At 68.1% G+C, this 7,739-nt stretch carries 7 protein-coding genes; 6 read left to right on the plus strand and 1 reads right to left on the minus strand.

Annotation, left to right across the window (positions count from 1 at the left end):
• Nucleotides 1-788: 788 nt before the first annotated feature.
• The 5 genes from tap to AC07DF_RS40865 all read left to right on the plus strand — a co-directional run bounded on the left by tap (nt 789) and on the right by AC07DF_RS40865 (nt 5,866).
• Nucleotides 789-2,927: a telomere-associated protein Tap gene (gene tap / locus AC07DF_RS40845; RefSeq protein WP_478982597.1), complete on the plus strand. Its 2,139-nt coding sequence runs from the start codon at nt 789-791 to the stop codon at nt 2,925-2,927.
• 138 nt (nt 2,928-3,065) lie between these two features.
• Nucleotides 3,066-3,626, plus strand: a complete 561-nt coding sequence (gene tpg / locus AC07DF_RS40850) for a telomere-protecting terminal protein Tpg (protein ID WP_478982599.1) — start codon at nt 3,066-3,068, stop codon at nt 3,624-3,626.
• A 208-nt stretch (nt 3,627-3,834) separates the two neighbouring features.
• Nucleotides 3,835-4,140, plus strand: coding sequence for a DUF6247 family protein (locus AC07DF_RS40855; RefSeq protein ID WP_478982601.1), 306 nt, complete (start codon nt 3,835-3,837; stop codon nt 4,138-4,140).
• Nucleotides 4,137-4,397, plus strand: a complete 261-nt coding sequence (locus tag AC07DF_RS40860; protein WP_478982603.1) for a hypothetical protein — start codon at nt 4,137-4,139, stop codon at nt 4,395-4,397. Before AC07DF_RS40855 ends, AC07DF_RS40860 begins: the two co-directional genes overlap by 4 nt.
• 1,232 nt (nt 4,398-5,629) lie before the next feature.
• Nucleotides 5,630-5,866: a hypothetical protein gene (locus AC07DF_RS40865; protein WP_478982605.1), complete on the plus strand. Its 237-nt coding sequence runs from the start codon at nt 5,630-5,632 to the stop codon at nt 5,864-5,866.
• Nucleotides 5,867-5,894: 28 nt separating this feature from the next.
• On the opposite strand, the gene AC07DF_RS40870 is transcribed toward AC07DF_RS40865, so the two are convergent.
• The gene (locus AC07DF_RS40870; RefSeq protein ID WP_478982607.1) at nt 5,895-6,179 is read right to left on the minus strand and encodes a hypothetical protein; all 285 of its coding nucleotides are present in this window, start codon (nt 6,177-6,179) and stop codon (nt 5,895-5,897) included.
• A 334-nt stretch (nt 6,180-6,513) separates the two neighbouring features.
• Here AC07DF_RS40870 and AC07DF_RS40875 point away from each other — a divergent pair, with 334 nt between their 5' ends.
• Entirely contained in the window at nt 6,514-6,690 is a 177-nt protein-coding gene (locus tag AC07DF_RS40875) for a hypothetical protein (protein WP_478982609.1), read from the plus strand.
• Nucleotides 6,691-7,739: the final 1,049 nt, after the last annotated feature.

The raw sequence follows: 7,739 nt of genomic DNA on the forward strand, positions 1-7,739 counted from the left end.
TGCCCGACACGCGCTCATTCATCCTTGAGACCTCCGTACGACGGCAGGCTCGGAGGGCTCTGCAGGCATGACGACCACCGTCCGGCCTGCCGAGGGCTCCGGCTCCCCGGTTGACTGCTGCGGCAGCGCCGGCGGTGGTGCGGGGCGCCCCCAAGGGAGAAGCCCGCACAGGGCGGAGATTACGTGGGCCAACCCCAGCAGTGCGACCGGGAGATCGACACGGTCGACCCGGCGCAGAGCGACCCAGGCCAAGGTCGCGACCAGTATCAGGATGGCCACGAGCACGGCAGCGGCACAGAAGGCCAGCGAGACGGGCACGCCGAAGATGGCGCTGGGAGAGAGGACGGACAGCAAGGCGAAGGCCTCCGGGAACGAGAAAGGCCCCCGGGCATGGCTCCGGGGGCCTGGTGGCAAATGAAAAGGCCCCCGCTTCTCATTGAGAAGGAGAGCCTCGAACAGCGATGGGACGCACGGGTGGCGTCCCGAGAGAGAGGATGTCACGACTCTGATGTGCTGTCAATCTCTCGGTCTAGCTGCACTGTTGAGCTGGCAAAGCGGCAGCACGGGGTTTCGTAACGGATGCCGACGCCCGTACGCCCTACGGGTCCAGCAGCGGCCCGAGCGTGATGGACGCGCCGCACTCCTTGCACGGGAGCGCCCCAGCTGTCGACCGCAGCACGTCGAGCGCCAGCCCTTCAATGGGAGCGCTACCTTTCTCCAGGGTTAAAGAAACAGGTTAAATCCAAGGTAAACATTGCTAGGATGGAGGTGCGAGAGGAGATCCACGCATGGCTTCCGAGGAAGAGCTGTTCGCGAACATCGACGCGCTGCTGGAGGAGGAGCCGCAGCTCCCGCCTCCAGCGGAACGCGCCCGGCTGCGCGAGGCCGCCGGCATCACTCAGGCCCGCCTCGCGACCGCGCTGAAGACGTCGACGCAGACGGTGAAGAACTACGAGAACGGCCGCTCCGAGCCGAAGTCGCCGCGCCTGGAGGCCTACCAGCGGCTGCTGCGCGGCTGGGCGGCGAAGTACCCCGCGCACGGCAGCCGGGCCGCTGTGCCTGAACCAGCGCCGGCCTCGGCGCCACAGCCGGAGACGGAGGCGGCCACGTTCACCGGGCCAGCGGCCCCCGAGCCGCAGCCTGCCACGCCGGTGGAAGCGCCCGCCGCCCAGGCCGTCCCCGAGCGTCCTGCCCGTCCGGCTGGCCGCCCGGGGACGTCGTCGCGGCGCCCGGCTGCGAAGAAGGCCGCGGGGCCTGCGGCCGATCCGCGGTTCCCGCACGGTCCGCTCGCCGTGCTGGACGGTGACGGCTGCGCGTACGGCGTGGACGGGATCGTGCTGGACTGCCCGGCGACAACGGTCCCGGAGCTGGTGGAGTGGACGCTGAGCGAGTCGGGGCTCGGTGCGGCGCGCCTGCACCGCAACGGCAAGGACTCCGACCCGCTGATCGTGCTCACCGCGGCGGCCGCCGTGAAACTCGGGCTGCCGGAGCGCCTGGAGGGCCACGAGCAGCGCCGCTCCCTGCGCCTGCCTGAGGACCACCCGGTGGTCAAGCAGGTGGCGAAGGCGAAGTGGCAGCTCACGCAGCGCGGGTTCGGACCCTGGGCGCGGATCTACCGCAAGGCCACCGGGAACCAGCGGCAGTGCGTGCAGCTGGCGATCCTGTCCTGGGACGCCCTCGATGAGCGCTCCTGGCCCGGCGTCGCGGACATGGAGCCGGCCGACGTCGCCCGCGTCCTCGGCGTCTACGCCCAGCGCGTCATCACCCCGCGCGGGTCGACGGCCGTATCCGGGCTGGAGCTGATGACGGCGCTGCGCCCGCCCACGCGCGCGGTGCGCGACGAGGCGACCGGCAACTGGGTACCCGGCCACAACCCAGGCAGCCTCGGCACGGAGCCGATGGACCCGGCGCCGCCGGAGGCCACCTCCGAGCACCCCGTCGTCGTCAACTCCGGCTGGAGCGGCGGCTTCCTCAACGAGGAGGCCTACCAGTGGGTCCGCGACGTCGACCTGCTCACCGACGAGGAATGCCACCTCCCCTACGCGGTCGGCCTGGACCTCAACACCGCGTTCCTCGCGGCCGCCGCCCGGCTCACGGTCGGCCTGTCAGCCCCGGACCACTTCCACGCCCCCGCCTTCAACCCGAAGATCCCCGGCTCCTGGCTGGTCGACCTCACCCACGTGGAACTGGACCCGCGCCTGCCCAGCCCGTTCACGCCGACCGGCGAGCGGCCGGCCGGACCGGCCTGGTACCAGACACACACCGTCGCCTACGCCCAGGAACTCGGCTACAACGTCACCCCGATCGAGGCGTACCTGCGCCGGGAGACCGGCGCGTACCTGGACCCGTGGCACGACCGGCTCAAGACCGCCTACGTCGACACCCTCGCCGACCTCGGCGTCACCAAGGACCTCGACGACCGCGCGTTCCTCGCCGCGATGGAGCAGCACAAGCAGGCCGACCCGGCCCTGGCCGCCGTGCTCGCCGCCATCAAGGCCACGGTCAAGGGCGGCGTCGGCAAGCTCCGCGAGCGCCCCCAGGGCAAGTCCTACGAGGCAGGCGAGCGGTGGCCGGCGCTGGAGCGTCCGACCTGGCGCCCCGACATCCGCGCCGCGGTCATCTCCAAGGCCCGGGTCAACATGCACCGCAAGCTGCGCAACATGGCGGCGATGACCGGCCTGTACCCGCTGGCCGTGCTGTCCGACTGCGTTGTCTACCCCTCGCCGGGCGAGAGCCCGCTCGACTTCCTGCCGTACGCGACCTCCGGCAAGCCGCAGCCGGGCGGGTTCCGCCTCGGACCTACGCCGGGCCTGGCCAAGCTGGAGGGCGTCCAGTCGATGCTGTGGGCTGTCGGCCTGATGGAGCAGGGCCTGAACCCCGCCCGGCACATCAAGGGCGGCGACGCCGTCCTGGACGAAGGCGAGTAGCACCGTGACCACCGACACCGGCCGCTCTGCCGCTTGTGGCGGATCCGCCACAAGCTCCGTTCCACCGACAGCGGCAGGGGGTCGCTGGAGGCCGGAGCGGACGCTGGACCAGGACCCCACCCCCGAAAGGAGCTGAACGTGGCCGGAGAGATCGACGACGCGATCGAGCGGGCCGACCGGGAGGCCTTCACCCGGGAGCCGCCGAAGACGCTGAAGGGCCGGATCGGCTACCTGATCCGGCAGTTGGGCAGCGCGAAGGCCGTCGCACAGGAGATCGGTGTCACCGCCGACTCCGTGAACCGCTACCGGCGTGGCGCCCGCAAGCACGCCCGGCCAGACGTCGCCGCGAAGATCGACAACGCTGTACGGCAGCGCTGGCAGCCGCAGGTGCGCAAGCGCCGGCAGCAACAGGCGGCCTCCACGGGCGGGATCACGGTAGAGACGAGGGCCCGGTTCGGGTACACCGCGCCGGTCGGAACGACCGACGACGGACGGTTCCGGCGACTCACCGTGCACCTCCCCCCGCAGTACGCGCAGCGCCTGTTCGACGCCCGCGACGCAGGGGCCAGCGACCAGGAGATGCGTGGGATCATCGCCGACGGATTCAAGGACGTGTATTTCCAGGACGGCGGTGTCCGCGCCATGGGACTGTCGGACGTGGCAATTAATGACATCGACTACCTGGATCTCGACTTCTGAATTCTGCTTCTCTTGAGAGAGCAGCAATTCCCGTTTTCGAGACGGAAGAAGGCGGCCGGACCGATGGGCCGCCGACGCCTCACTGACGGCGAAGTCTTCGACAAGGGCGTCGACTGACGCTTCACCAGCCGGAAAGGGATCACCACATGCCTGTCCCCGCCGCCGCGCGGCCCGCGTACCGTGGCGATGAGACCCGCCTGGAGGAGCCATGAGCGCCCAGCCCGACCACGCGCCCGTCCCGCCGGCCTCGCCCGCTCCGACCGCGGCCGCGCAGCTGCTCGCCCAGCTTCGCGAGAGCAGCCGCGCCAGCACGTGGGTGCCGGCCTTCGAGCAGGACTGGGCACGGGCACTGGAGGATTCCCGGCACAGCTACAGCCTCAGCCCGCTCCACGACGTCGTGCGCACCTGGCAGGCCCGCCTTGCCGCGGCCCCCGCCGTGGAGGCGTTCCTCGCCGGCGGCTGCGACGACTCCGACGGCGTCGACCTGGGCGACGTCCTCGGAGCCCGCCCGTGAGCGACGCGCCGTGGCCCGCACGCCTGTCGCCCAAGGCCCTGTCCGTCCTCGAGGAGCTGCCCGAGCACGCCCGGGAGATGGTCCGCGACGTGCTGGACATCGCCGGCCGCGACCCGTGGTCCTTCCCGCCCTTCGACGTACGGGACCCGGAAGGCGAGGACGTGCGTTCCGCCTCGGTCGGACAGGTCACCGCCGTGTACTGGATCAACCGCCCGGCAGGACGCCTGTACGTCGTCGACATCGTCTGGCTCGGCTGACCTCAGGCGCCAGCCCTGCGGTGACTCGGCATCACAGCTGGCCACTGAGACGGACGTTGTCTTGCTCGGCTGCCCCATAAGGGTCAACTGTGCTGGCCAGCGTTGTCAGTGGCCTGCCCTACTGTCTCGCTGGGGCTCCGGACGCGTGTCATGAAGGTCCCATTGTCAGACCCGGCCGGTAAAGTACCTCCGCTCACAAACGGAACCGGAAACTCCGGCCTGTTGTGCCTAGCGAACCCCCGGCAAAACGCCCAATACGGCCGCAGTTGGGTAGGCTACCCTCACCCATCCGGGGGTGTGACGTGCCTCACATAATGGGTGGAAAATACCCTTTCAAACTAGGCCCAAGCTGGGGCGTTACCCGTATCAAAGGCTCGATCCACGCAGATCAACATGTGGCCGGTAGTCGCACGATCACTGCAAAGTGAGGCACGATGGGGAAGTCGTCGCGGCCGGGTGTGACGGATGCCACAGAAGCGCGTATCCGCTTGCCTTACGCGACGGTAACCGCATTCGGATATACAGAAGGCCCCACCCCGGCCGGCCAAAGCACAGGATGAGGCCTTCCTCAGCACACCGTCTGCAGCGCGGCCCCGACCGTTAGGTCGGGGCTTTCCGCGTTACCAGGGCCAGTAGTCCCGCACGATCCGGTAGACCGTGTAGGCCGGCCCCAGCCAGCGGACGGCCCGTTGGGACCGACTCCGCTTGCTGCAACAACGGCAGTGCCCCTCCGGCAGTTGCTGCGTCGCCATCGGGATCTATCACCCCACTTCCCGTGGAGCCTGCGGATTTCGCAGGTCCCCAGGAGAGGCCCACAAGCCTTTCGTGGACTCCCCGGGGAGGCACGACATGCACGAGCCCCTTGGGATGACAGATGGCCGCACGATACCGGAGCGCCGCCGCATCCGCTTTCACGTCAACGGACGGCCACTTCAGGGGGTATGGGCACCCCGTGCCACGAAGGGGCGACACCCGGGGCACTCAGGCGCTCGGCTACGGATTCCGTAGGCCCCTAGCTGCAGCGGGACTTGACGGTACGTCTGATACGGCGTGCCAGTTCCCCTCACGCTGCGTGCCCAACATCACACAGGAAGCACGCGTTCCAGGTGAACGCGCCCCCTTCTCGTCGCGCCGCCCGTGGTCAGCGGTCCCCTGCACGTCGTGGACATCGTCTGGATCGGTTGACGGCAGGTACGGACAGCGCGCATTCCCCGCGCCCCTACGATGACCGCGTGACCGCTCGCCGATCTCTTGGCACCGGACCTCAGCCCGCGCACAGCATCCGCGCCGCCCAGGCCGACCTCCTCGACTCCCTGCCCGGAGTTCAGCTTCCCGACCTCGACGAGCTACGCGCTCGGGGAGTGCTCGGGATGCCCACGACGACACCGCTGGCCTCGAGGAGGACCCTCGGGCCCGGCGGCCGCGCCGAGGAGGAACCATCCGTCAACGGGCAGTTGCCGCGGGGGTAGGCGCCCTGGACTCAAAGGGCGACTGCGTTCAGACTCGCCCGTGGTGGAGTGTGCGAAATACCAGCAGGGCCCAGAAGCGGGGATGGGAGTCGTAGACACCGCCGGCCGTACCGTACGTGCTCATGTTGTCCAGCTTCCAGCCTTGGCGCTCGATGCCTTCGATGGCCTCCGACAGCAGCTGTTCGTGCGCATGAGACGCCATCTCGGGATGATTCACCGGCACACTCACGGAGAACACCCTCGACTGCGTACTACGCGCTTGAGCGGTGATCTCGGCCAGCCACTCATCCGCGTTCACTATGGTCGCTGCCACGCTTTTCCCCTTGTTCTCAGCTGTGCTGCCGTCCAAGAGGCTCCCGGCGTTCGACGGCCCGTGTGGTGTTGCCTTTCGGACTCTATCCCCAGAACGTAACCACTCTGCTCGGGCCTGTTGTGGCGCGCCGATACTGCCCAGCTCAGGCCGCTCAGTTCGAAGCTGCCCAGCGTCCGCCTCCCAACTGACGCGTCGAACGACATCGAAACTCACGCACATAACCAGGCCCGGATGTGTGGGGTTGGTCTGGCTCGGATCCGATGGTTCGCACGTCCCGCCGGAGGGGAGGGTGCAAGGGCCGCCGGACAGACTGGTGGCACGGGGAGGTGTACGGATGCCAGAGAAGAGCGTGTGGGGCGATTACGCGGAGCGCAGGGCGGACGCAGCGGCGGGCCGGGAGGGAGAGGAAAAGCAGACTGACGCCATTGGGGAGGGGTTGGCCGCTGTCGCTTATGCCCTGCTCGATGTGGCGCATGCGATTCGCCAGCACACCGAAGCTAGTCGCGACTGAGACGGATGGCCTCTCGTTGGCGCGGCCGGCGGCTCAGAGGGCCCACTGTGAGGCCGGGGAGTCGGCGTGCTGCTTGGCACGCCGCACCCGCAGCTGGTTGCGCTCTGAATTCTTGGCTCCGGCCCTCCAGGTCCCGCACACCGGGGAAAGGATTTGCACCAGTGATGGGGCGCGGGACTGGGCGCCGAGGGGCGCGGCATTTGGCGGACTAGCAGGAGCTGCCTAGGAACTTCCGGCGCAGGGTACTAGTAGTAGAGCGGACGTTCCACCCCATCCTCTATCTCCCATCCGCTGCCGCATTGCTTGCATCTAAGATGGACGGCAGTGTGCCAATTCCCGCTTCCTTCTTCATGTCCGAGTTCCCATTCAGCCCTATAGATAACCTTCTTGCGATCGTGCGGGCATTCACGGGGGGTGTACGCATAGTAAACGGCTCCCCGGTATAGGCCTCGAAATCGTCGAGCTTGTCGCCATAGGGGATTCATCCCGCCTCCTCGAATTGTGGAGGGTGGGTCAACTCCTACATCTATGCTGCGTCGAATCTCTAACTTATGCAATGTTCCGGTAGTGCTGTCTGATACCAGACTCAACACAGTGCATCACTATGATGCATCCACCTTGCTGCAACTTCCTCTCCAGGGGCGGTGCATGGTTGAATATCTCCTTGCCGAGGCCGTTTCCCTGTATGTTGTGGGGTGGTTGTTGAGCTAGGCCGCGGGAGGGGGGTGGGGTTCGGGTGGAGCGCAGCGGAGCCCGTCACTGCGGCAGGGCCGGCACCCCGTCAGCCGACGGTCCGTCATTCCCAGTTGAGGGTAGTGGATTGGCATCCCAGGGGCTACACAGGCCCGCGCATGATGCACCTCCTGTTGCTGCCAGCCTCGGCACCCGCGCTTGCGCGGGTGTTCCCAATTCGCGCTTGCGCGAATTGACTTGCCTTTCGAATTCCGCTTGCGGAATTCAATTCCCGCGCTTGCGCGGGAATTTGGCGGAGCGTCAGCGGAGCCGCTCCCTATGCAGCGCGCCAGCGCTGCATATCCCGCTCCGCGGGG

The organism is Streptomyces sp. NPDC044719 (assembly GCF_056433405.1).